The organism is Novosphingobium sp. (assembly GCF_031424035.1).
Classification (GTDB): Bacteria; Pseudomonadota; Alphaproteobacteria; order Sphingomonadales; family Sphingomonadaceae; genus Novosphingobium.
Genome location: NZ_JANPGP010000070.1, coordinates 126,591 through 152,040, shown reverse-complemented (window position 1 = coordinate 152,040; position 25,450 = coordinate 126,591). Strand labels below are relative to the sequence as shown.

Annotated in this window: 17 protein-coding genes; 7 read left to right on the top strand and 10 right to left on the bottom strand. The window is 63.6% G+C overall.

Annotated features, from left to right (window positions below):
• Nucleotides 1-34: 34 nt before the first annotated feature.
• Nucleotides 35-2,581 (bottom strand): transglycosylase domain-containing protein, encoded by a 2,547-nt coding sequence (locus tag RMO89_RS10765; RefSeq protein WP_310533041.1) that lies wholly within the window; start codon nucleotides 2,579-2,581, stop codon nucleotides 35-37.
• A 46-nt stretch (nucleotides 2,582-2,627) separates the two neighbouring features.
• Nucleotides 2,628-3,494 carry an N-acetylmuramoyl-L-alanine amidase gene (locus RMO89_RS10760; RefSeq protein WP_310533039.1) on the bottom strand — a complete coding sequence of 289 codons (867 nt, stop codon included), beginning with the start codon at nucleotides 3,492-3,494 and terminating at the stop codon, nucleotides 2,628-2,630.
• On the opposite strand from RMO89_RS10760, the gene RMO89_RS10755 reads away from it, so the two are divergent.
• Together RMO89_RS10755 and RMO89_RS10750 are read left to right on the top strand one after the other, a co-directional pair.
• Nucleotides 3,493-4,029 (top strand): hypothetical protein, encoded by a 537-nt coding sequence (locus RMO89_RS10755; RefSeq protein WP_310533038.1) that lies wholly within the window; start codon nucleotides 3,493-3,495, stop codon nucleotides 4,027-4,029. The two genes, RMO89_RS10760 and RMO89_RS10755, sit on opposite strands and share 2 nt — an antisense overlap.
• A complete protein-coding gene (locus tag RMO89_RS10750) occupies nucleotides 3,953-6,772 on the top strand; it encodes a ribonuclease E/G (protein ID WP_310533037.1) in 2,820 nt (939 codons plus the stop codon). The genes RMO89_RS10755 and RMO89_RS10750 overlap by 77 nt, the downstream gene beginning before the upstream one ends.
• A 64-nt stretch (nucleotides 6,773-6,836) precedes the next feature.
• Here RMO89_RS10750 and RMO89_RS10745 read toward each other — a convergent pair whose 3' ends face one another.
• The 5 genes from RMO89_RS10745 to RMO89_RS10725 all read right to left on the bottom strand — a co-directional run bounded on the left by RMO89_RS10745 (nucleotide 6,837) and on the right by RMO89_RS10725 (nucleotide 11,874).
• Nucleotides 6,837-9,014 (bottom strand): molybdopterin-dependent oxidoreductase, encoded by a 2,178-nt coding sequence (locus tag RMO89_RS10745; protein ID WP_310533035.1) that lies wholly within the window; start codon nucleotides 9,012-9,014, stop codon nucleotides 6,837-6,839.
• Nucleotides 9,015-9,095: 81 nt separating this feature from the next.
• Complete coding sequence (locus RMO89_RS10740) at nucleotides 9,096-10,046, bottom strand: alpha/beta hydrolase (RefSeq protein ID WP_310533034.1); 951 nt, start codon at nucleotides 10,044-10,046, stop codon at nucleotides 9,096-9,098.
• 19 nt (nucleotides 10,047-10,065) lie between these two features.
• A complete protein-coding gene (locus tag RMO89_RS10735) occupies nucleotides 10,066-10,701 on the bottom strand; it encodes a glutathione S-transferase family protein (protein ID WP_310533033.1) in 636 nt (211 codons plus the stop codon).
• Nucleotides 10,698-11,144, bottom strand: coding sequence for a cupin domain-containing protein (locus tag RMO89_RS10730; protein ID WP_310533032.1), 447 nt, complete (start codon nucleotides 11,142-11,144; stop codon nucleotides 10,698-10,700). The genes RMO89_RS10735 and RMO89_RS10730 overlap by 4 nt, the downstream gene beginning before the upstream one ends.
• A gap of 10 nt (nucleotides 11,145-11,154) precedes the next feature.
• Nucleotides 11,155-11,874 (bottom strand): SDR family NAD(P)-dependent oxidoreductase, encoded by a 720-nt coding sequence (locus RMO89_RS10725; RefSeq protein ID WP_310533031.1) that lies wholly within the window; start codon nucleotides 11,872-11,874, stop codon nucleotides 11,155-11,157.
• 158 nt (nucleotides 11,875-12,032) lie between these two features.
• Between RMO89_RS10725 and RMO89_RS10720 the strand changes: the two genes are divergently transcribed.
• Nucleotides 12,033-15,296, top strand: a complete 3,264-nt coding sequence (locus RMO89_RS10720; protein WP_310533030.1) for an amidohydrolase family protein — start codon at nucleotides 12,033-12,035, stop codon at nucleotides 15,294-15,296.
• 33 nt (nucleotides 15,297-15,329) lie between these two features.
• On the opposite strand, the gene RMO89_RS10715 is transcribed toward RMO89_RS10720, so the two are convergent.
• Nucleotides 15,330-17,261, bottom strand: coding sequence for an acyltransferase family protein (locus RMO89_RS10715; protein ID WP_310533029.1), 1,932 nt, complete (start codon nucleotides 17,259-17,261; stop codon nucleotides 15,330-15,332).
• A gap of 357 nt (nucleotides 17,262-17,618) precedes the next feature.
• On the opposite strand from RMO89_RS10715, the gene RMO89_RS10710 reads away from it, so the two are divergent.
• The 4 genes from RMO89_RS10710 (at nucleotide 17,619) to RMO89_RS10695 (ending at nucleotide 20,768) form a co-directional block, all read left to right on the top strand.
• Nucleotides 17,619-18,401, top strand: coding sequence for a succinate dehydrogenase iron-sulfur subunit (locus RMO89_RS10710; RefSeq protein WP_310533028.1), 783 nt, complete (start codon nucleotides 17,619-17,621; stop codon nucleotides 18,399-18,401).
• A gap of 19 nt (nucleotides 18,402-18,420) precedes the next feature.
• Nucleotides 18,421-18,885, top strand: a complete 465-nt coding sequence (locus RMO89_RS10705) for a PaaI family thioesterase (RefSeq protein ID WP_310533027.1) — start codon at nucleotides 18,421-18,423, stop codon at nucleotides 18,883-18,885.
• Entirely contained in the window at nucleotides 18,882-19,997 is a 1,116-nt protein-coding gene (gene zapE, locus RMO89_RS10700; protein WP_310533026.1) for a cell division protein ZapE, read from the top strand. The genes RMO89_RS10705 and zapE overlap by 4 nt, the downstream gene beginning before the upstream one ends.
• 72 nt (nucleotides 19,998-20,069) lie before the next feature.
• The gene (locus RMO89_RS10695) at nucleotides 20,070-20,768 is read left to right on the top strand and encodes a pirin family protein (RefSeq protein WP_310533025.1); all 699 of its coding nucleotides are present in this window, start codon (nucleotides 20,070-20,072) and stop codon (nucleotides 20,766-20,768) included.
• Between the two features lie 418 nt (nucleotides 20,769-21,186).
• On the opposite strand, the gene RMO89_RS10690 is transcribed toward RMO89_RS10695, so the two are convergent.
• A complete protein-coding gene (locus RMO89_RS10690; RefSeq protein ID WP_310533024.1) occupies nucleotides 21,187-23,412 on the bottom strand; it encodes an EAL domain-containing protein in 2,226 nt (741 codons plus the stop codon).
• A 131-nt stretch (nucleotides 23,413-23,543) separates the two neighbouring features.
• Entirely contained in the window at nucleotides 23,544-25,439 is a 1,896-nt protein-coding gene (locus tag RMO89_RS10685) for an XrtA/PEP-CTERM system amidotransferase (protein WP_310533023.1), read from the bottom strand.
• Nucleotides 25,440-25,450 lie beyond the last annotated feature (11 nt).

Here is a 25,450-nt window from a genome sequence, read left to right as displayed (position 1 = left end):
CGCCCGGTGATGTCATCAGTAAAGTCAAACCCGATCAGTAAAGCCCGACCGGATCAGCCGCGGGTTCGGCTGGCGGCTCTTCCTTGGGCGCGGCTTCCGCTCCCTGCGGTTCCGACGCCTTGCGCACGCGGCGCACCGCGGCGACTAGAGAATCGCGCTGCTCCTTCAGCTTATCCTCGCGGCTGGCCTCGCGCAGTTCGGCCTCAGCCTTGAAGGCTTCCCAGATGATCGCCGACTTGCCTTCGTTGATCGCAGTCCCGCCGAATACCTGCTTGCCGGTGATGCGGTCGACCTTGACCATGTGAACATCGCGTGGGGCGGTGAATGGCAGGCGCGACCAGCGCGGCTTGGTGGCCATCACAACCTGCTTGAAGATCGGCGCTGCCATGGTGCCGCCCTGCGCATAACCGCCGAGCGAACGCGGCTGGTCGTAACCGATATAGACGCCGCCGACTGTGTCCTGATTGCCGCCCACGAACCACACATTGGTCGGGCCCGAGGTCGTGCCGGTCTTGCCGAACAACGGCAGGCCCAGATCGGCCAGGGCAATCGCCGTGCCGCGCGTGACCACGCCTTCGAGCATGTGCACCACCTGGTAAGCGGTGCGCGGATCCATCACTTCACGCCCCCGCGAAGCAAAACGCGGCATGGCGCTGCCATCCCATTCGGCCATGTTGCACTTTTCACAGCGCCGCTCGTCCGCGCGCCAGATGACCTTGCCGTTGCGGTCCTGCACATAGTCGATCATCGACTGATTGAACTGCACGCCATTGTTGGCCAGCGCCGCATAGGCATTGACCATCTGAGACACTGTGGTGTCGCCGGCACCCAGCGCGAAACTGAGGTAGGGTTCGTACTTGCCGATGCCGACGCGGTCGATCGTCTTGACGACCCGGTCCATGCCAGTGTCATTGGCAATGTGAACGGTCATCAGGTTGCGCGACTGTTCGAGGCCCCAGCGCATGGTGTGAACCCCGCCAGCGCCGCGCATGTCGAAGTTGCGGAAGCACTTCTGCCCCAGCGCCGCGCCCTGATAGACGCAGAAGGCCTGATCGGGGACCATCGTCGCTGGTGTCATGCCATAATCGAGGCCTGTGCCATAAACGAAAGGCTTGATCGTCGAGCCCGGCTGGCGCTGTGCCTGGGTCGCGCGGTTGAAACTGCCCAGACCGGCATCGAAGCCGCCCTGCATCGCCAGAACGCGCCCGGTGGTGGCGTCCTGAAACAGCATGCCGCCCGAAACCTCTGGCACGGCGCGCACGGTCCAGGCGTTGCCGGCCGGAGAGACGGCGGTTACATCGCCTGCCTTGATCGCCTGAGGCAAGCCGACCAGCGGCGCAGTCGAGCCATCGGGGAAGCCGATCGTCGCCCGCGCGCCGTCGCGCTGGGTGACAACGCCAATGCGCCAGTCCTGATAATGGATGGTATGGTTCGCCGCCACGAGCGGTCCGAGCCACTTGTCGGGCGTCACATCCAGCTTGTCGATCGGGCCGACCCAGCCCCGCCCGCCATGATAGCGCAGCAGGGCGGTGCGCAGCGCTTCTTCGGTGGCCTTCTGCAACTGCGGGTCGAGCGAGGTGCGCACCCACAGGCCGCCCGAATAGACGCTGTTCGGGCCCCTGTCGGCTGTCTCGCCGTATTTCTCGGCGAGTCGCCGGCGGACTTCCTCGACGAAATAGCCGTTCGAGGGGTCATAGCTTTCCACCCGGCGAGCAATGATACCCAGCGGCTGCGCCTTGGCCTCGGCCACCTGTTCGGGAGTCGCCCAGCCATTGTCGGCCATCTGATCCAGCACCCAATTGCGGCGCTCGATCGCGTGTTCGGCATATTTCGCACGGCCATAGCGTTCAGGCGCCTTGGGCAGGATGGCGAGGAACGCGGCTTCGCTCAGCGACAACTGGTCAATGTCCTTGCCGAAATAGGCCAGCGCCGCCGCTTCCACGCCGAAACTCTGCCGACCAAGCGGAATTTCGTTGAGGTAAAGCTCAAGAATCTGCTGCTTGTTGAGCACCGATTCAATACGTCCGGCGAGGACCATTTCCTTGAACTTGCGGCCCAGCGAATATTCGTCGCCGATCAGGATGTTCTTCGCCACCTGCTGCGTGATGGTCGAGCCACCGCGCGCGCGGTTTCCCGAACCGATCTTGGTGACATAGTCGACCACGGCGCCGGCTATGCCGGTGTAATCGATGCCGCCATGGCTCCAGAAGGTCTTGTCCTCCGCCGAGAGGAACGCATTGATCACCGGCTTGGGAAAATCGACGAAGCGCAGCTGCACGCGCCGCTCACGCGCATAGGAATAGACAATTTCGCCGTTCACACCGCGCACCATGGTGGGCAGCGGCGGCTGGTAGGTCAGCAGGCTTTCGGCCGAGGGCAGCGTGCGCAGGATGGCCAACCAGATCACCGCATAGATCGTCAGCAGTGCTCCCAGCAGGTAGCCGCCCAGCCGGAAACGCCGGCTTTCCCGCCAGTTCGAACGAAACCATTCGGCCGCGCCGCTAGCCTCGCGGCGGATGCGCAGGCGGGTCGAAGCCAGGTTCGATTCAGGGCTCGATTCAGGGGCAGTCTCGTCGGCCATCGCCGGCTCCTAGCATGGGGGCGCGCGCCCTTGCCACAGTCATTTGTCAGCCGGGCTGGTGACGCGCGAAATAGACGCGGATTGCATTCGCAACGCTTTTCGAAAAGGCGTCACGCCCTTCCCCGGACTTGAGCCATGTCGCATCCTCGGGGTTGGTGATGTAGCCGGCCTCGAACAGCACCGAAGGCAGGTCGGCGCTTTTCAGCACGATAAAGGCTGCGGACTGGATGGCGGATTCGCGGAACCGCATTTCGCCGCGCCCTTCGCGCAGGATCAGCGCGGCGAAATCCTCGGATTGCGCCAGCGTTTCACGCTGCGCCAGATCGACCAGAATGGAGCTGACGTCGCCGGATTGGCGCGAAAGCTGCACGCCATTGATAACGTTGGCGCGGTTTTCCTTCTCAGCCAGCAGCGCCGCCGTCTGGTTCGATCCGCGTTCCGACAGGACATAGACCGTGCCGCCGCGCGCTTCGTCTGTCGGCGCGGCATCGGCGTGGATCGAAATGAACAGGTCCGCCTTAAGCCGGCGGGCAATTCCGGCGCGCTCTTCAAGCACCAGGAACTTGTCGTCGCCGCGCGTCAGGGCAACCCGCACGCCGCCGCCTTCGATCAGGCGGTCACGCAGTGCGCGGGCGAGAGCCAGAGTCACATCCTTTTCGCGCACCCGCTCGCTACCAGCCCCGGGATCAAAACCGCCGTGACCGGCATCGATCACCACCAATGGCCGGCTGGGATCGAGCGGGCCTTCGATGGGCGGCAGTCCGACCTCGCCCGCCGGTGGCGGCAGATCGAGCCGGATAACATAGTCACGCCCGCGCCCGGCAAAGCCGAAAGCACTGTCGAGCCAGACCAGCCCCGCCAGCACCGCGACGGGGATCAGGAACAGCAGGATGAACGGCGGAGTGCGACGCATGGGATTTCCCGTTAAGCGCTTGTTAGGCCTGTCGCAATCGCTGCGCGCTATTCATCCTCAATCCTTGCGGGGCAGCACCAGCAGTGCTAGCAGACCCGCGCCGGAGCATGAATGTTCCGCCATGCCGGACCGAAAGAGTTCCGGATTCGAACAGGTTGATGCTGGAATGACAAGCCTTTCACCGTTTTGCCAAGCCCTGCGCCCCACGGCGCGGGCAACGCTGACGGTGCTGGAATCGCAATGCGATGCGCGCAATTTTTCGCCGCGCCTTGTCTATCCCGCAGTCGCAACACGGCCATCTGGCCAGCCCGCGCGCGCATTTCGGCAGCGCGGAAACACCCACATCGCCATGACCAGCAAGGCAGGTTCATCCTGCTCCACCGGCCATGGCGTGTTTGCATATGGACGCGCCGCCCTTCTCCCGATGGAAGTGCGGCGGCGCGCATGGAGTAATACCAATGACAACGCGCATGCTTATCGATGCGCGCCACCAGGAAGAGACCCGGGTGGCGGTGCTGAAGGGAAACAGGATTGAGGAGTTCGACTTTGAATCTGCTGAACACAAGCAGATCAAGGGCAACATCTACCTCGCCAAGGTTACACGCGTAGAGCCATCGTTGCAGGCCGCTTTCGTCGATTTCGGCGGAAACCGGCACGGCTTTCTGGCTTTCAGCGAAATCCATCCCGACTACTATCAGATCCCCAAAGAGGATCGCGAACAGCTGCTTGCCGAAGAAGCTGCTCACGCTGAGGAAGAGGCCGCCCTGCGCGCCAAGGCCGAGGGTGAGGAAGACTTCGTTGGCGACGACGAGCTGGGCGAAACCCTCGCTGACGACATGGCCGGCACCAGCCACGAACATCATCACGACGGCGACGATTTTGGCGGCGTGATGGAAGTCGACACGGCCGAAAAGGACGAAGTCGCGACTATCGAGGACGGCCACGTTGAAAACGGCTTCGATCACGATGGTGAAGAAGCCGAAGAAAGCGAAGGCGGCGATGATCGTCGCGGTCGCGGCCGTGGACGCCGGCGTCAGGGTAGTGGCGGCGGAAATCGCGGTCACGCCAAGGAAGCCGACGACCTGCGCGCCAAGCGCATGGCGCTGCGCCGTCGCTACAAGATCCAGGACGTCATCCAGCGCCGCCAGGTGCTGCTCGTCCAGGTCGTCAAGGAAGAACGCGGCAACAAGGGCGCGGCGCTTACCACCTACCTCAGCCTTGCCGGCCGGTACTGCGTGCTCATGCCGAATTCGAGCCATGGCGGTGGTATCAGCCGCAAGATCAACTCGGCGGCTGACCGCAAGCGCCTCAAGGGCATCATCGCCGAGATGGATCTGCCCAAGTCGATGGGCTGCATCGTCCGCACGGCAGGCCTGCAGCGCACCAAGACCGAAATCAAGCGTGACTTCGATTACCTTGCCCGCCTGTGGGATGGCATTCGTGAGACCACGATGCGCTCCAGCGCGCCGGCGGCGATTCATTCGGACAGCGACCTGATCAAGCGGGCGATCCGCGATATCTACAACAAGGATATCGAGGAAGTCATCGTTGAAGGCGAAGGCGGCTACCGGGCCGCCCGAGACTTCATGAAGCTGCTGATGCCCAGCCACGCCAAGCGCGTGAAGGCCTATTCAGATGCGGTGCCGCTCTATCAGCGGTATGGCGCGGAAGACCAGTTGACGGCGATGTTCGAACCGGTCGTCCAGCTCAAGAGCGGCGGCTATCTGGTGATCAACCCGACCGAGGCGCTGGTTTCGATCGACATCAACTCGGGCCGTTCCACCAAGGAACACGGCATCGAGGCGACGGCGCTCAGCACCAACCTTGAAGCCGCGCGCGAAATCGCCCGCCAGCTGCGCCTGCGCGACATGGCCGGGCTTGTCGTGATCGACTTTATCGACATGGAATATGGCTCGAACGTCCGCAAGGTCGAGAAGGCCATGAAGGACGCGCTGAAGAACGACCGCGCCCGCATCCAGGTCGGCCGCATCTCCAGCTTCGGCCTGATGGAAATGAGCCGCCAGCGCCTGCGCACCGGCGTTCTCGAAGCCTCGACCCGCGCCTGCCCGCACTGCGACGGCGTCGGCCTGGTCCGTACGGCATCGAGCTCGGGCCTTGCTGCTCTTCGCCTGATTGAAGACGAAGCCGGCAAGGGCCGCGGTACGGTGATCACGCTCTATGCCTCGACCGAGGCATCGATCTACTTGCTCAACACCAAGCGCTCGGACCTGCACGAGATCGAGGAACGCTACGGCGTCCAGGTTCAGGTCATCCCCGAAGGCGAGAACGAAGGCGCGAAGATGCGCGTCGCCTCGTCCGGCCCGCGCCCGACGGTCATGCCGCGGTTCGAGCCCATCGTTGAGCCCGAGGAAGACGATATCGTCGACGAGGATTTCGCTGACGAGGACGAAGAGGAAGAGCGCGAAGATCGCAGCGAGCGCAGCGACCGCGGTGAACGTAGCGAGCGCAGTGAACGGGGTGAAGGTGAAGATCGCGGCAAGCGCCGTCGTCGCCGCCGTGGCGGCAAGGGCCGTGCCCGTGATGGCGATCGCGAAGAAGGCGATCGTGAGGAAGGCCGGGAAAATGGCCCCGAGGAGGACCGTGAAGACGGGCGCTCTGAAGACGACGCTGAAGGCGAAACCGGACGCGACGACGACGAGGAAACCGAAGGCCGCGAAGAGCGCGCCGAAGGTGAAGGCGATGGCGAAGGACCGCGCAAGCGTCGCCGTCGTGGTCGTCGCCGGCGTGGCGGCCGTGGTCGCGGCGAAGAGGGTGGCGAAGGCGGCAGCGAGGAAAGTGCCGGCGAGGACGGCGAGCAGTCTGAGCAAGGTACTGACGAAGCCCCTTCGGCTGAGGAAGCTCCTGCCGACGAACCCGCTCCCAAGAAGCGCACCCGCCGCAAGAAGGCCGATGTCGAGGCAGAAGCCGTAGAGGCTGAAGCTGAAGCAGCGCCGGTCGCGGAAGAAGCGCCGGTGGCCGAAAAGCCCAAGCGTTCGCGCAAGAAGAAGGTTGAACCTGAAGCCGAAGTGGAAGCTCCGGCACCAGTCGCCGAAGCAGAAGCCGAAGTGGCCGCCGAGCCAGTTGCCGAAGCCAAGCCGAAGCGGACCCGCAAGAAGAAGGCCGATGCCGAGCCGGCAGTTGCCGTCGAAGCGGAAGCTGAGGTAGCAGCCGAAGCCGAACCGCGGCCCGCCGCTGATCTGGTCGACGATGCTGGCGAGGAAGCCCCCGCTTCCGGTCCTGCCCGTCGCGGTTGGTGGCAGCGCACCTTCGGCGAATAAGCCTTAGCGCCAACGAACAGTCCCCTCCCCGCCACCCGGCCGGGAGGGGATTTTGGTTTGGGGGTCAGAGCTTTCTGATTTCCACCGGCCGTATTTCCACTGGCACGGCCGAAAAGCGCGGCATGAAGTTGATCGGCTGGACATGGTCACTGAGCGAGGTCAGCCGCCCGACATTGCTCCCGCCCTCGCCGCGAGGATCGCTTATACCTCCCGATGTGCCTTCCAGTGTGCCGAACATATGCGTCATCGAGACAACGCCGCGCCGCAGCCGGTCCTCGCCCTTCACGAAGGCGCGTATCGCGCCGTGGGCCGAAGCGATCTCCACCTCACAGCCGTCCACCAGAGACAGGTCCGCCAAGTCCGCCGGGGCCATGAAGGCGTGATTGACAGGATGCCGCTTACGGTTGCCGCGTGACTCCCGGAATGCGCCGTTGAGCGCGTGCAGCACGCGCCGGCAGGTCAGGCGGAACGGCGCAGGTTCGAGCGTTTCTTGCGCCACCACGGTCAGTTCCGCCGCCACATCGGGCGGACATAGCTCAAGCCGCTGGTCCCAGCCCTCAGGCGCGGGGAGCACGTACACCGGCTCGCGCTGCGGGCGCAAACCGCCCGGATTGGCGGCGAGTTCGTCGAACGTCACCGCGCCGTCGCTGCACAGGAAGCGGCATAAGTCCTCCGGGTCTGGCCGCTCCTCGCATGAAAGCGCCAGCCCACCCGGGATCGAACCATAGTCCAGCCCATAGCCCCAATACTTGAACGTCAATTCCAGCCCCATCCGCGCGGCGATCGACCAGAAAAACTCCCAGTCATCGACGACATCGCCGGGCTTCGCCACCAGCGGCGGCGAGTATTGCGCGAAGGGTTCGGGATAAAGCGCATCGGCGGCAAAGGTCAGCTCATGCCGCTCGAACGGCTGGCTGGCTGCCACGACATAGTCGGCCAGTTTGCCGGTCTCGGTCATCCGGCAATCGAGCGACACCAGCAGGTCGAGCGCCTCGAATGCCGGCTTGGCCACGCCGGGATCGCCCAGCGCCATCAGCGGATCGCCGCCGAACACCACCAGCGCGCGAATGCGGTCAGGGTGGTCGATCATGATCTCGCGCGGGATCAGTGCCGAGGGTAGTTCGTGCATCAATGGCCCGACCGGTTCCGACAGACAGAACGGCGCCTTCTCGAAACTGCGGGTGGGCGCCAGCGCCATTTCGCGCACGACCTTGGGCTTGAGCGTCCCCGGATTGCGGACAAGGTCGCCCTTGCGGCGGTATCCTCCGGCCAGCAGGCCGACGATGTCGATCATCGTTTCGGCAAGGTTGGAATGGTCCGCCATCGATGGGCCGGTGCCGCTGCCCACGACCGGGCGCTTGGCCTCGCCGAGCCAGCGGGCGAGCGTTTCGATCTGCTCCACTGGCACGTCCGCGCGCGCGGCGGCCACTTCAGGCGTGAACGGGGCGACCGCCGCGCGCAGGTCTTCCAACCCGTTGCAATGGCGCGCCACAAAGTCCCGGTCCCACGTACCGTCACGCAGCATGGCGTGGGCCACTGCGGAAAATATCGCCGTATCCTGCCCCGGTCTCGGCTGGATATGGAGATCGGCATAGCGCGCGGTTTCGGTGCGGCGCGGATCGATCAGCACGACCTTGCCGCCGCGTTCCTTCAGCCGTTCGAATGACCGCCCCGGCGCGCCGCTTTCCGCCACGGCATAAGGCGCACCCTGATGCGAGACGACCGGATTGCCACCGCTGAGCACGGCGAGATCGGCATCGCGGATCGCATGTTTGCCGCTCGCCATGATGCCGATGCGCGCGGCGGACACCCATTTACCAGACTGGTCGATGGTCATGGTCGAGAAGAAATTGGGCGTGCCGAGCTGCGCCACCCAGGCGCGCTCCATGATATTGCCGAGCACGCTGCGGTAGGCCCCGGTGCCGTGATAGACCGCCACCGCGCGCGGGCCATGTTCGGCCACGATGGCAGCAAGCCGGTCGCCGATTTCCGCCATCGCGGCGTGGCTGTCGATGGGCGCGTGGCCACCCTCGCCTGTCCGCTTCAGGCTGGCCAGCAACCGCCCTTCGGCCCCGTTGTGAAAGTCGACCGAAGCGAGCCCCTTGGGGCACAGGTAAGCGCCATAGGGCGAGAGCGTGCCATCGGGCCGTGCGCCCGCCAGCCGGCCATCGACCACGTCGACTTCCATCGCGCAGTGCGCGCTGCAATTGCGGCAGAAGGTCTTGGCGGTGTGCCTCTCCATCGGCGCAGGCTAGCCGCGTGTCGCTGCACCGCAAGGGCGCACCGTCGCAAGATCAAGCCGAAACGCCGACAGGGTCAGGCGTCAGGCTCCGCCAGCCTCGAGCAACATGGCGTTCGCCAGTTCGAGCGCTTCGGAAAAATCGTCGCGCGCCGAGGGGATGTGCAGACGATAGGTGAAGAAGCCGTGGATCGTGCCGTCCGCCTCCAGCAGCTTCGTCGGCACCCCTGCCGCTTCCAGCAACCGCGCATATTCGCGGCCTTCGTCGCGTAGCGGATCAAGCCCGGCGGTGACGACAAGCGTCGGCGGCAATCCGGCCAGATCAGCCAGCGCGGGCGATGAGCGCCAGTGTGAAACGTCGCTGGCGTAGGCGCGGTCAAAATAGCCCATGTCGCTGCTGCTGAGGAAAAACCCGTCGGCGAAGGTATCACGTGATGGGTGGCGGGTGTGCGAATCGGTGACCGGGTAGATCAGGAACTGGAACAGCACCGGCAGCACCGCCGGCGCATCGCGCAAGGCAATCGCCGTTACAGCTGCGAGGTTGCCCCCTGCGCTGTCGCCGGCCAGCACCAGCGCCGTTGGCTTGATGCCAAGAGCCGCGCCATTCTCCGCCACCCAGCGCGCCGCTGCTTCGGCATCATCGGGCGCGGCGGGCCATGGGTTTTCAGGCGCGAGGCGGTATTCGACCGAAACTACCGGCAGGTCGAGCGAGCGGGCCATGTCGGCACAAACGGCGGCGTGGCTGTCGATCGAACCCGCAGCAAAGCCGCCGCCGTGGTAATAGACCACCACTGGGCCGGGTGCGCGCTCTGCCTGCGCGTCAAACAGGCGCAACGGAATGTCGCCGCCCGGCCCCGGCATTGTCAGGTCGCGGATCACCGCCAGATCACCGACAGGCAGGTCGAGCGACGGGATCGCGCCCGGCGGCAGGCTGCGCATATAGGCGACCAGCTCGTCGCTCATCGGCGGGCGCGGGTTGGCCTTCATCATGTCGAGGAAAGCCTGAACGTCGGGACGGACGGTATGGTAGCTCACGGGTGATCTCTCCGGTCAGTTATGGTTTTACGAATTCCTGACCGACCCCCAGCGCGTGCTGCACGGCGGGACGGGCCGATATTGATGCATGCCATGCGGCAAGCCGGGGCCGGCTGGCAAGTCCGCCGCCGTTCTCGGGGTATTTGTCGATCCATGTCCAGCAGGCCATGTCGGCAATCGAATAGGCACCGCACAAGTATTCGCGGCCTGCCAGCCGGATTTCGAGCACGTCGAACAGCCGCGCGGTTTCCTTGGTGAAGCGATGGCTTGCCAAGCCGGTTTCCAAGGGATCGCGGCCGTCCTTGCGCGCTGCACGGGTGAACCAGTTGACGTTGCCCGATGACGGCCCCAGTCCGGACATCTGCCAGAACAGCCATGAATCGACTTCGGCCCGTTTGACTTCGTCCGCCGGATAGAACCGCCCGGACTTGCGCCCAAGGTACTGCAGGATCGCCGCGCTTTCGAACACGGTCACTGGCCCGTCAGTCAGCACCGGAATCCGCCCGTTGGGATTGAGCGCGCGAAAGGCCGGATCGTCCTGACCTCCGTTGAGAATATCGACGAACACAATTTCATAGGCCAACGCCATTTCCTCAAGCGCGATCGTCACCTTGTGGGCGTTAAGCGTCGGGAACATGTGCAGGGTGAGCGTCATTTGATCTCGCGGAATTCGATGGCCATCCGGGTGCGCGCCTCAAGCCCGATGTCGGGGAAGGTCGATACATCGTAGGGATCGCGGCCGCCGATATCGAAGTAGATGGCCGGGGCGTCGGAACGGTTCTGCAAATGGTGGGCATTGGCGACTCCGGCCTTGAAGGCGACGCAATCCCCCGCGCGCAGCACTTCCTCGCCATCGTCGGTGACCAGCACCAGTTCGCCCGAGATGACGATCACCGTCTCGTCATTGGTCCGGTGCCAGTGGCGGTTTGACGACCAGCCGCCGGGTGGGAGTTCGACGCGGTTGACGCCGAACTGGGTCAGGCCGAATTCGCGGGTGACGATCCACGACTTGCGCCCTTCCAGCTTCTCGCCATGCGGCGACGGGTAGGAGCTGGGGCCACCGTGCGCCTTTTCCGAGCTGAAATCTGCCTTCGCCATGTGTACCCTCTCAGAATTCGATGCGCTGGCCGTCCCACGCAAACAGTCCGCCGCTGTCTTCGCGGGCCAGCCCGTCGATGACCTCGAGCAGGTGCCCGGCAGAGCGATCCGGCGTGAACAGCTTGTCCAGCGGAACGCCGCGCTGGAATGGCTGGGACAGGGCGGTGTCGACCGTCCCCGGATGGAGGGCAACCGCAATGGCCTTGGGCCGGGTGCGGGCGAGTTCGATCGCGCAGTTGCGCACCAGCATGTTCAGCGCGGCTTTGGATGCGCGGTAGGAGTGCCAGCCGCCGAGCTTGTTGTCGCCAATCGATCCGACGCGCGCCGATAGCACGGCCAGCACCGCGCGGGATTCGCGGGGCTGCAGCGGCATGACATGCTTCATGATGAGCGCGGGGCCAATGGTGTTGAGCGCAAAGACCTGCGCCATCGCCGCGCCATCGATTTGCGAGACGCTCTTTTCCGGGCCCTTGCCTTCTCCCAGCGAGAGAATGCCGGTGGCGACAATCGCAAGATCGATCGCCCCGCCCTCACCCATACGCTTCGTTGCCGCCGCAATCGAGGCTTCGTCGGTGAGATCGAAGGCGAGGCTCGTGACCTTGCCCCCACCCTCAGTCGGCCGACGAGAGAGGGCGAACACCTCCGATACATCATCACGCGCGGCCAGCCGGGCGACGAGCGCCGCTCCGATGCCGCCCGAGGCACCGAACACGCAGGCGCGCATGGTCATGGCCGTGCACCGGGACTGAAAACAGACAGTTTCATGTGAACCAAGGGACCACAGCCCAAGTCATCCGGCAAGCCGCCTTGCACGTTCATCGGACAGGCGTTGACATTGGTGACAGTAGCCTGATGTTGCGCCCATTCCGAATTGGGGACACCTGTCGCATGTTTCGCACTTTTGCTGCTGTTTCAACTCTCGCCATCGCCATTTCCACCCCCGCGCTTGCCGCTGAACCGGCCAAGGAAGCCAAGTGGGACGTCAACGCCCCGCCGGGGATGAAGACGCGGCCCATTGCTATCGACACGGCCGAGGGCACGTGGATGAACCTCGATGTTTCGCCCGATGGCAAGCGCGTGGCGTTCGACCTGCTGGGGGATATCTACACCTTGCCGATTGAGGGCGGCACACCGACGCGCATTGCCGAGGGTCTCGCCTATGAAACGCAGCCGCGCTTCTCGCCCGATGGCAAGCGGATCGTTTTCACCTCTGACCGGGGCGGCGGTGACAACATCTGGATCATGAACGCCGATGGCAGCGACAAGCGCCAGCTGACGACCGAGAATTTCCGCCTGCTCAACCAGCCAAGCTGGAGCCCGGACGGGCAGTACATCGTCGCCAAGAAGCACTTCACCACCCAGCGCTCGCTTGGCACCGGGGAGGGCTGGATGTACCACGTATCGGGCGGTGCCGGCGTGCAACTGGTCAAGCGGCCCAACGAGACGCACCAGAAGGAACTGGGCGAACCGATCTTCGCCCCCGATGGCCGCCATGTCTATTTCACCCGTAACACCACGCCGGGCGGCACCTTCATCTACGCGCAGGACAGCAATACCCAGCTGTTCGCCATCGAACGCTATGACCTTGAGACGGGCGAAACCGATCAGGAAATCGGCGGCGAAGGCGGCGCGGTGCGGCCCACCCCTTCGCCCGATGGCACCAAGATCGCCTATGTCCGGCGCGAACGGACGAAGTCGAAGCTCTATGTCCGCGACCTCGTCACCGGCACCGACCGCAAGGTTTACGATACGCTCGATCAGGACGTGCAGGAAACCTGGGCGGTCACCGGCGTCTATCCCAACATGGCCTGGACGCCTGACAGCAAGGCGATCGTGTTCTGGGCGGGCGGCAAGCTCAACCGGCTCGACCTCGCATCGGCGAAAGCCAGCGTAATCCCCTTCCGCGTCAATGACACGCGGCTTGTCGTCGATCCGCCGCGCCCAGCCATCCCGGTGGCTCCGGCGACGTTCAACACATCGATCCCGCGCGGCGCTACGGTTTCGCCCGATGGCAGCCAGATCGTGTTCGAGACGCTCGGCAAGCTGTGGGTCAAGCCTGCAACCGGCGGCACGGCCCGCCGTCTGACCAGCGAGACCGAGGCGATGGAAGCCTATCCCGCATGGTCGCCTGACAGCCGCCGCGTGGCTTTCGTCCGCTGGACCGACACCGGCCTTGGCGAGATCCGCACGGTCGGCGCTGATGGCTCGGGCGCGGCAACCGTCACGGCAAACCCCGGTCATTACGCCCGCCCCGCCTTTTCCCCCGATGGCCGAACGATCGTCTTCGAAAAGCAGCAGGGCGGCGGACTCGTCTCGCCCCGCAATTCGGCCGAACCCGGCCTCTACAAGGTCGCTGCGAGCGGCGGTGCGGTCACTCGCGTGTTGCGCGATGGCGGCCACCCGCAGTTCGGCGCGGCCAGCGACCGCGTGTTTGCCTATGTCTATGAAGGCGGCAAGGGCAAGCTGGTCAGCACCGATCTGGGTGGCGAGGCCAAGCGCGTCCATGCCGAGGGCGAGCTGGTGAACGACTATGCCGTCTCGCCCGATGGCAAGTTCTTCGCCTTCCGCCAGAACTATCAGGCCTTCGTCATGCCTATGCTGCCGGGCACGCAGACGCTGTCCGCCCAGCCTTCGGGAACGCCGCTGCCAGTGACCAAGGCCAGCGGCGACGGGGCCGACTGGATCCACTGGTCGAATGCCGGCAACAAGCTGCACTGGTCGCTCGGCCCGGTGCTCTACACCGCTGACCGCGCCACGTTCTTCGCCAATGCCCCCGGCCCGCGCGCGGCGAAGTACACCCCGCCTGCAACCGGTGTCTCGTTGTCGATGCCGGTCACGCTCGACAAGCCGAAGGGTTCGGTCGCCATCACCGGCGCGCGGATCGTCACGATGAACGGCGCGGATGGCGGCGTGATCGAGGATGGCACGATCCTGATCGAGGGCGACCGCATCAAGGCTGTCGGCCCGCGCGCTTCCGTCGCGGTTCCGTCAGGCACGCCAACGGTTGATGCCGCCGGCAAGACGATCATCCCCGGCCTCGTCGATGCCCACGCCCACGGCCCCTACGGCATCGATGAGCTGACCCTGCAGGCGAACTGGTCGGAACTGACCAACCTCGCGCTCGGCGTCACCACCCGCCACGACCCGTCAAGCCGTTCGGCGCTGGTCTTCCCGCAGCTGGAAATGCAACGCGCCGGCCTCGTCCTCGGCCCGCGCAGCTTCTCGACCGGAGAGATCGTCTATGGCGCGAAGAGCCCGGGCGTCTACGCCGAGATCAACTCCTATGAGGACGCGCTTGCCCATGTCCGCCGACTGAAGGCGCAAGGGGCGTTCTCGATCAAGAACTACAACCAGCCCCGGCGCGAACAGCGCCAGCAAGTGATGCGCGCCGCCATTGCCGAGAACATGCGTTCGGTGGCCGAGGGCGGTTCGCTGTTCGGCTTCGACATGTCGCTGATCGCCGATGGCAACACCACGATCGAGCATAACATCCCGGTCGACGTGATGTACCAGGACGTGCAGCAGTACTTCTCGCGCTCGAAAGTTGGCTACACACCCACGCTGGTTGTGACCTATGGCGGCCCGGCGGGCGATCCCTATTGGCGCTCGCATACCGAGATCTGGAAGCACCCGCTGCTCCAGAAGCATGAGCCGGCCTCTGCCCTCGCCGCCGCCGGCGCGCGCCGCGAAATCGCTCCCGAAGAAGACTATGTCGACGACAACAACGCCCGCGAGGCGGCCAAGCTGGCCCGGCTCGGCGTGCCGGTATCGATCGGCGCGCATGGTCAGGAAGCCGGCATCGCCGCTCACTGGGAACTGTGGTCCTTCGTGCGCGGCGGCATGACGCCAGTGGAGGCCCTGCGCGCCGGCACCATCGAAAGCGCCCGCAGCCTTGGCTTTGACGCTGACATCGGCAGCCTTGCACCGGGCAAGTTGGCCGACCTCGTCGTGCTCGATGCCGACCCGACCAAGGACATCCGCAATTCTGACAAGATCGCCAAGGTCATGATCGGCGGCCGCCTCTACGACGCGGCGACGCTGAACGAGGAAGTCACCGGCACCCGCAAGCGGCCAGCTTATTGGTGGGAAGGCGAAGGCGGCGCTGCCGGCTTCACCGGTCCTTCGGGCGGATTGGGCGCGCACGTCGACTGAACCGCTTGCCGGAAGCCGGGCCGCTGCTGGACTTCAGCGGCGGTCCGGCAGCGGACCAATTGCCTCGATCAGGCCGCTGTGCGGCACCAGACGGCGCGCACCTTCGACGCTGAGGTGGCTGCGGTCGCGGAACACCAATTTCCCCTCGATTGCGGTGCGGCAAACGCCTTCCGGGCATACCGCCTTGTCGAGCCGAACAAATGTTGCCCCGGTCCGCTGCGCCACTTCGTCCAGCAGTTCGCTGACGCGGCGCACCTGCGGATGAATGTCCTGCAAGGTAAAGGCACAGCTTTTCACGGAAAGGTTTGGCAGGCCTTCGCGCTGCAGGACCTCGCACTCGGCAGGATTGAATGTCGCATGCGGCACGGGCGAGACGAGGATGACGCGCTTGCCGCTGGCCTGGAGCTGGCGGATTGCCGCTTCCAATGCGGCAACCAGTTCCTCGGGCCGGGCATCGGTGCGCCCACCAAGCAGGAACGGCGTGTCACCTGTCAGCAGACGAAAGCGCGAACTGATGACGACGACATCGACTGCGTCCATCGCCGCCAGCTGAACGAGCACCGAATCCGTGAACTCAACGCAATTATCCATGGCGATGCGGGAGTAGCCCGGGCGCAGCTCCGCCGCCTTGGGGATCGGAGCGCAGGCGCTGCGCGTGACTTGCAGCAGGGAATTGGCGATGGCCGGATCGGCCAGCAGGCCGGGCACCAGCTGCATGGCGAAACTGTCTCCCCAGATGGCGACCCTTGGAGCTGGACCGCTGCGGCATACCTCAGCCGGCTGCCAGCGATTGCCCAGCTCGCCACAATCTTTCGCCAGCCCGCGATTGGGGCGCAATTCATGGGCAAGCTCTGCCCCCGTTCCTCGCGCGCCGCCGATCGCCATCGGCAGGCTGACTGCGGCAATAGCGGCGAGCATGACAACTGGCACGGCAAAGGCGCGGCCGCGCTTCGCCCAGAATTCCGCGCGGCGTAGCGGCTGTTCGACATGGCGATATTGCAACCAGCCAAGACCGACAGAAATTAGCAGAACCAAGCATTTCAGCCAGAGTGGCGGGTTGCCAAGATACACGAGCCCCGCAAAGCACAGCAGCGGCCAGTGGATCAGGTAGATCGAATAGGACCAGTCGCCGATCCGTGCGGTGGTCCGTGTGACCAGATTGGCCGGAAGCCAGCCATCCCGTCCCAGCAGGATCACCGCTGTCGCCGCGCAGACCGCAATCGCTGGCCAGCCCGGCTGGGTATGATCCGATGCCAATGCGCAGATGGCGATGATGGCGGCCAGCGCCAGCCCTTTCCACAGCGCGCTCACGGCAGGGCGTCGATAGATCGCCAGCCACGCACACAGCGATCCGGCCAGCAGTTCCCAGGCGCGTGCCGGCAGCAGATAGAACGCCAGGTTCGCCTTGCCTGCCAACGTCGTCCAGATCACTGCGATTCCCAGACTGGCCAGCAGCCCGGCGAGGATCATCGCGAGTCGCCAGCGGCGCGGCGTGAACAACAGCGCGACCGGGAGGACGAGGTAATACTGCTCCTCCAGCGAAAGCGACCAGGTGTGCAGCAACGGCTTTGTCGCCGCCGCGCTATCGAAATAACCCGCCTCGAACAGCAGCGCGACATTGGCGACGAAGGCCAGCGCTCCGTAAAGCTGGCGCAGATAATCGTGCCACTGCGCCGAGGTCATCAACAGCCAGCCCAGCACGGTCGTGGCGAGAAGCGTCGTCCATGCGGCAGGAAGCAGGCGGCGCGCCCGGCGCAGGTAGAAGCTGGCGAAAGTGAATGTCCCGCGCTCCAGCCCTTCCAGAATGATGCGTGTGACGAGATAGCCGGACAGAACGAAGAACAAGTCGACGCCAAGGAATCCGCCGCGCGCGATTTCGGGGAAAGCGTGGAAAGCCAGCACAAACAGCACCGCGATCCCGCGCAGGACCTGAATATCGAAACGGTGCTCGCGCGCGGACTGCATGTCCGCGATTTGGCCCAGATGTCCGCACATGGCCAGAACCGAAGGGTCCGTTTTCCAACTTGTCTGCGCTTTAGCGCGCTTTCCTACACGGCTGCGGTCTGCCAAGGTCGGCTGGCTCTTTGACCTGTCCAGACCAACCGAAACCCGAAAAGCCGCGCCCACCAGCGCGGCTTTCGCACATCCAGCCCTCGCGCGCGAAAGACACTGCGCTGCGGCTGTACTTCATCAACTTGCATTTCCTGCAAGCAGGGAGGCGCAATTCGCACCTGCGTTGCCTGCCCTCAAATTCCCTGCCCCCTTGCCCCGCCGCGCTGAATCGCTAGAGGGGTGCGCAAAGCATAGGATGGAACCGGATTCATGGCCGAATTTTTCCTCGACGCGAAGAGCAAGATCAGCGGCAAGGGCCAGCACCACAAGGCTGAGGGCGCCGCCAAGGTGAAGAAGTTCACCGTCTATCGCTATGACCCGGATTCGGGCCAGAACCCGCGTTACGACACCTTCGAGATCGACCTCGAAAAGTGCGGCCCGATGGTCCTCGACGCGATCATCAAGATCAAGAACGAGGTCGATCCGACGCTGACTTTCCGCCGCTCGTGCCGCGAAGGCATCTGCGGTTCCTGCGCGATGAACATGAACGGCCGCAACGGCCTTGCCTGCACCACCGCGATCGAAGACCTCAAGGGCGATATCCGCATCACCCCGCTGCCGCACATGGAAGTGATCAAGGACCTTGTCCCCGATTTTACCCATTTCTACGCGCAGTACGCCTCGATCCGCCCCTGGCTGCAATCGGTCACGCCGACGCCTTCGGGCAAGGAGCGCCTGCAGTCGCCGGAACAGCGCGAGAAGCTGGATGGCCTTTACGAGTGCATCCTGTGCGCCTGCTGCTCGACCTCGTGCCCAAGCTACTGGTGGAACTCGGACAAGTTCCTCGGCCCGGCGATCCTGCTTCAGGCCTATCGCTGGCTGGCGGACAGCCGCGACGAAATGACCGGCGAACGGCTCGACGAGCTGGAAGATCCCTTCCGCCTCTATCGCTGCCACACGATCATGAACTGCGCGAACGTCTGCCCCAAGGGTCTCTCGCCCGCCAAGGCCATCGCTGAAATCAAGAAGATGCAAGTCGAACGGCACGTTTGACAGGCGCTGCGGCTAAGCCATGACTGAAGCCGACCAGCCTGTTCATTTGCGCTGTGAGCCTGACCCTGCCAATCCAGGGTGGCTGATCTATGAACTTGGCCCCGAAGACGCTTACAACCGGGCAGTCCTCGGCAACCTCTTGTGCCGCCGCGAAGGCGATACCTGCCGAGTCCGGTTGCCGATCCGGCCGCACCACATCAATTCCGCCGGCCGCATCCATGGCGGCATCGTGCTCGGACTTATCGATGTCGGGATGTTTACCGGGGCCTACGTGCTGTGCGGTATCGAGCCGGCGGGCGCGGTCTCGGTCGACCTGCAGTGCCAGTTCATCGGCCCGGGCGATGGCAAGCGGTCACTCGATCTGGTCGTCGAAGTGCTGCGGGAAACTGGCCGGCTGATATTTCTGCGCGGTAAGCTCGTGCAGGATGACGACCTCGTCGCCAGCTTTTCATCGATCGGCCGCAAGCCTACACGTCGACCATGACAGGCCTGATTCAACGATACGAAGCGCTGGTGGCATCGGGCGAACTGCGCCCCGATGCGGAACAGGCGGCAGCTGCCGAACGGCTGGCCAGCTTGCAGCGCGAACTGGAATCGACCGCCGCCCCGCGCGGGGTGCTTGGCAAGCTGTTCACCCGCAAGCCCCCTGCCCCCAAGGGCATATACCTGTGGGGCGGCGTCGGGCGCGGCAAGTCCATGCTGATGGACCTGTTCCATGAAAACCTGAACATCCGCCGCAAGCGCCGGGTCCACTTCCACGCCTTCATGATGGAAGTCCACGCCTTGCTCCGCGAAGAGCGCAAGAAGGAAGAGGGCGATCCGATCCCGCCGGTCGCCAAGGCTCTTGGCGAACACATCCGTTGTCTCGCCTTTGACGAAATGGTGGTGAACAACAGCGCCGATGCCATGATCATGAGCCGGCTGTTCACCGCGCTGATCCGTGACGAAGGCGTGACCGTGGTGACGACCTCCAACCGCGCGCCGTCGCAGCTTTACATGGACGGACTGAACCGCGAGCACTTCCTGCCCTTCATCGCGCTGATCGAACGCGAACTTGACGTGCTGGCACTTAATGGTCCGGTAGATTACCGGCTCGAACGGCTTGGCGGCATGCCCACATGGCATGTGCCGCTGGGAGAAGCGGCAACGGCACAGGTGCGCGAGGCGTTTTTCCGCCTGACCGACTACTCGCCTGAGGACTACCTGCACGTCCCTTCGGAGGAACTCGATGTCGGCGGCGGGCGCAAACTGACCGTGCCCAAAACGCTCAAGGGCGTCGCCGTTTTCAGTTTCAAGAAGCTTTGCGCCGAGGCCCGCGGCGCGCCGGACTACCTGGCGATCGCCCAGAAGTTCCACACCGTCATCCTCGTCGGCATCCCGAAGATGGGTCCGGAAAACCGCAACGAGGCTGCACGTTTCGTCACGCTGATCGACGCGCTGTACGAACACAAGGTCAAGCTGCTGGCAACAGCGGCAGCAGACCCTGAAGACCTGTACGAAGCGGGTGACGGCCGCTTTGAATTTGACCGCACCATCAGCCGCCTGATGGAAATGCAGAGCGCCGAATACCTCGCCTTGGGTCACGGCGAGGACTGACTTGAAACTCTGCCTTGCCGCCCCATATGGCGGATATTCCGGCGGTCACTCCCCGCCGAGGTGGATAATCCAATGATCGATATTCGTCCTTTCGCCAGCCTTGGCGCTGCCGACCACGGTTGGCTCAATGCACGCCATCACTTCAGCTTCGCGAATTATCACGATCCCGCCCGCATGAGTTGGGGCGCGATCCGCGTATGGAACGACGATACGATCGCGGCGAAGAAGGGCTTTGACCCGCACCCGCACAACAACATGGAAATTGTCACCTTCGTCCGCTCCGGCGCGATCACGCACCGTGATTCGATGGGTAACGAAGGCCGCACCGGCGCCGGCGACGTTCAGGTGATGAGTGCAGGCAGCGGGGTCGTCCACGCCGAATACAACCTTGAGGACGAAGCCACGACGCTGTTCCAGATCTGGATCCTGCCGGACCAACGCGGCGGCGAGCCTCATTGGGGCCAGCGCGAATTTCCGCGCGGAGATCGATCGGGAAAGTGGGAGATTCTCGCCAGCGGCGATCCTGAAGGTGACGATGCGCTTCCGATCCGCGCCGATGCGCGCGTCATGGCGGCAACGATGACGGCAGGCTCCACGATTACCTATTCTGCCGATCCGGCGCGGCACCAGTACCTCGTGGCACCGGTCGGCCGGGTCAAGGTCAACGGAATGCCGGCGGAACCTCGCGACGGGATCGCCGTGACAGGAGAGACAACGATCGTTGTCGAAGCCCTCGACGATACCGAAATCGTCATGGTCGACTCGCGCTAATCCAGCGGCGGGCAAGGGCCCCGAAACCAGTGCTGCAGATCCGGTGTGTCTGCAGCACTGCACCGCTTCACGGCCTAATCGGTTACATGCCTCTATCGGATTCGCGCTCCTACCGGATTGGCGAAAATTTCGATGGCCACATGTACAAACACCCCAGCCTAGGGCCGGGGTGCTGAATGATCGGAAATGCTTAACACATTCCGTTCGGTTAACTGCCCTAACTCCTCACCCTCTGGTGATTCGCCAAGCCAATCTCTTATCGACCCCTGATGTCCGGGATTCTAGGAATCCGTTTCAATTCAGAGATTTAGCTTTTACTGGAAGAGCCACTTCCAGATCGACCAACCAAAGTCCATTGCGAGTCTCCAAAAAATTGGACACCCATGATCTACGCCTAATTTATTCGGTTAACAAGTAGTTAACTTCCAACCTTGCTTAATTGCATTGCAAGGCAGCTCTGGCGAAACTGCTCGAAGCCTTCCGGCCGGCCGATGAAGAATCCTTGACCGGTGTCACAGCCCATCCGAGAGAGCAGCTCGAATGTCGCCTGATCCTCGATGCCTTCGGCAACAATGCTCTGCTTGAGCGCGTGCGCCAACGAGATTGTGCTTTTGACGATTTCACGTTCGCGTTCACCGGTAAGAATTCGCGATACGAAGTGTTGATCGATCTTCAGCTCGTCGCTCGGCAGTTCAGCCAGATAGAGCAGGCTGGATTCGCCGGTGCCGAAATCGTCGATGGCCAAGCGGAAGCCCATGGCGCGCAGTTGCTGCAGGTTCTGAACGGCTGCGGGGCGATTATAGACCGCAGCGGTCTCGGTCACCTCGATCGTGAATTCGCGGCAATCGATGCCGCGGCGACGGACTATTTCCGAAATTGATGACAGCAGCGATGGCTTGTCGACCAGCTGGGCTGACAGGTTAATGCTCATCTGGAAGCCCGGCAGGATGCCTGACATGGCCTGGGCCGCGGTGATGGCCTCTTCAAACACCCAATAGGTCAGCGCATCGATACGCCCGGCCTTCTCGGCCTGGACAATGAAAGCATCCGGCCGGATTGGGCCACGAACCGGATCATTCCAGCGCACCAGAGCTTCGGCACCGCAAACACGTGCCCCACGATAGTCCCACTGCGGTTGGTAAGCGAGCCAGATGTCGCCGTTCTTCATGCCCTCGTCGATCCGGGCGAGAAGCGAAAGCTCCCAAGGTGCATCGGCAAGGCGCGATGCCTCGAACTGCTCGATCGTCCGCCCTGCCTTGAGCGCTTCGTTGGCGCTGGCCAGTGCGGTATTCAGCCGGGTAACGGCGTCGAGGTGGTAATTTCGATCAAGTCCGAAGTGCACGTTCGTATCGAACATGTGTCCACCGACCAAAAGCGGCGCGGCAAACAAGGCGCGCATGCCTTCGAAATGTTCGGTCTGCTGGTCCAGCGGACAGGAATACTCGAACCACGCGAAATGGCCGTTTTCGCCGTGATATATCTGCTGAATTCCGCTACCCACGGCAAAGCGGCGTGCAACCTGCGCGGCGCATTCGGCATGGAGGCTGGCCGGGAGTGTAGCGAGAAACTCCTCGTACCGGCCGATCACCGCAACCACGATATCGTGGTTGGGCGGCAATTTCGCATCGCTGAGCGCGACGAAATTCGGGAGGCCCGAGGCACTGGTCTGCAACACGCGGCGGCGCCATTTGCTCCACAGCGTCAAGGCACCAAAGATCGACAGGGCAATCACCCCGGTGGACGGGGGCGAATAGAAACCGAAGCTTTGCAGAACGGCCGGTGCAGCAAAGACCCCGATCGCCAGGACCGCATAGGCCGACCGGCGGAAGTGCGTGTGGCCTATCCGCGAAATTGCCAGGGCCCCCAGCACAAATACAAAGAGCATCGGCAGGTCGCCAATGTTGTTGCTGCGGGCAGCGCTAACACTGACGGCACCGGCAATGTCCATGGCAACAGGATTGACCCGGCCATGCCCGAAGTACCCAATCTGCGAGTCAGCCGCCGTGCGGTCTGCCGAAATGATCACTGACCGGCCGGTCAACAAGCCGGTTGCGATCTCGCCGGATGACAATTGGCGCGCAGAAACGATGCGGATCGATTCCGGATCAACCGCAAAATTGGGAATGAAGTAAGCGCTGGGTGATGCCTCGCCGCCTGCCAGATCAACCGCGAGCGAAGGATAGACCTTTCCACCCGCCTTTACGGCGTTAGGCGAGCCTTGGGCGTAGCTCAGGAAGTTTACGAACCAGCCCGAATAGGCGACCCGCGCGTCACCGATAACGCTGCGATCAGGGATCTGGACAGCTTCCGGATCAAATCGCTCGACGCTGGCAGGCCGGGTCACGACAGTGATCTTGGAACCGAGCGCCCGGATCTCTTTCGCGGTCTCGCTCTCCGCTCCGAAATTGATCGGCTGATCGAAATAGATCGCCTTGGGCGCTTGTGCGACCACTTGTTCGATCAGATTAGCCTGCGCGACGTCAGACAATTCGGTATAGCGGGAGCCCCGCGGGGTCGTGACGAGGATGATCGACTGCGGTGCCTCGATCCTTTCCAGGCGGAAACGGGCATTCCAGTATGCATGATCAATCGGCTGGCCAAGCTTCAGCAGCCCGAACAGGCATGCGACAAGTGTCGCAATCACAAGGGGTTTTTTAAGAAACGCCCGCATTTCCTGCTCAGTTTGGATCCATAACAACAGGACTGTAGGAAAATTGGTTTAAAATCTGCTTACCATTGTCCCTGCCGGAATTCCGCTGGAACTCCATTCACTTGTCAGGCGAGGCCGAGCTGGGTGAGCGATTTTTCAAGCATCAGCAGCTGCCAAAGGGTGCGCGAATGGTCACTTCGCCCACCGATATGCGCTTCGGCCATCTGGGCGACTCGTTCCGGCACCATCCACCCCGTGCGGGCCAGCGCTGCGCCCTTGGCGATGCCTCGGGCCTCACCGGCCAGAGGCCCGCGGAACCACTCAGCGATCGGCGTGACGAAGCCCTGTTTCGGTCGATAGAGGATATCGTCGGGTAAATGCCGCGACATGGTTTTTTTCATCAGCCATTTGCCGTCCATGCCGCGAATACGCATCCGCTCTGGCAGGCGTGCCGCAAATTCAACGAGGCGATGATCGAGCAACGGTTCGCGTGCTTCAAGTCCCACCGCCATGCTAGCGCGGTCAACCTTGGTCAGAATGTCGCCGGGCAGCCAAAACGCCAGATCGGCATATTGCGCCTTGTCCAGCCCTGAACGAGCGGGTGCTCCGCGCATCAGCTCGATCATCGGCTGCTCGGCGCGGTAATTCCCGCGCAGGGTGAGGTAATCAGGGCTGTACAGGCTGTCACGCAGGCCCGGCGCCATCACGCAGAGCGACTTCGCGTAAGCCGCCTCGCTCGACGAGGCGAGCGATTCAAATGTGGATTTCGCGCGGAGCGGACGCGGTGCCCAGTCAACCTTGGGCCATACCGACGCAAGCGAGCCGAACAAGGGCGAGCGGATGCTTTGCGGTAGTAGCCCGCGCAACCGGTCCTCATTCAACTGGAAGCGGTGCCGGCGATATCCGCCCAGCGCTTCATCCGCACCGTCGCCCGAAAGCGCCACCGTGACCGATTCCCGCGCCAGCTGGCAAACGCGCCAGGTGGGCAGCGCCGAGGCATCGGCAAACGGCTCGTCGAACATGGCGACGAGCGTGTCGATCTCTTCGAAGTCGTCAGGCGAAACCTTGCGGGCGCGGTGATCGGTGGCGAAGCGCTTTGCTACCTGCGCCGCATAATTGCTCTCATCGAGACCCTTGGCGTCGAAGCCGATCGAGCAGGTTTTGACCGGCTGGCTGCTGCTTTCCGCCATCAGCGCGACCACGCTGGAGCTGTCGACACCGCCTGACAGGAACGCGCCCAGCGGCACATCGGCAGCCATGCGTGAAGTTACGGCCTGGCCCAGCAAGTGCAGCAATTCCGCTTCGAGATCGGCTTCCTTGCCCTTGTGACGATCAGCAAAGGAGATGTCCCACCAGCGCTTCGGCTCAGGTAGCGGCTTGCCGTGCGCCAGTAGAAGTGAATGCGCCGCCGGCAGTTTGCGCACGCCCTTGATGATCGAGCGCGTGTCTGGGACATAACCCCAAGCGAGGTAATCCTCGATCGCCAGCGGATCGACCTCGCGCCGCAGCAGCGGATGGGCGAGCAAAGCCTTGAGTTCGGAACCGAAAATTACACTTCCGTCGCTCAGCGAGGCGTGGAACAGCGGCTTCACCCCGAACCGGTCACGGGCTAGGAAAAGCTGCCGGCTCGGCTGGTCGTAGATGGCGAAGGCGAACATCCCGTGCAGCTTGGGCAGGCAGTCAGGCCCCCATTTCTGCCATGCGGCGAGAATGACCTCGCTGTCGCCATCGGTGTGGAATACGGCGCCATGACCGGCCAGTTCGGCGCGAAGTTCGCGGTAATTGTAAATCTCGCCGTTGAACACCAGCATCGCGCGGCCATCGGTCGAGGCCATGGGCTGCGGCGAGCCGGCGAGATCTATGATCGACAGGCGCCGGTGGCCTAGACCGACGCCCGGCGCGGTCCAGACCCCGGAGCCATCGGGCCCGCGGTGCGCGATCGCGTCGCACATCTTTTCCACCCGCGCCGGATCGACCGGCTTTGGGGTTTCGAGATGGAAAATTCCTGCAATTCCACACATATGCCGCGCGC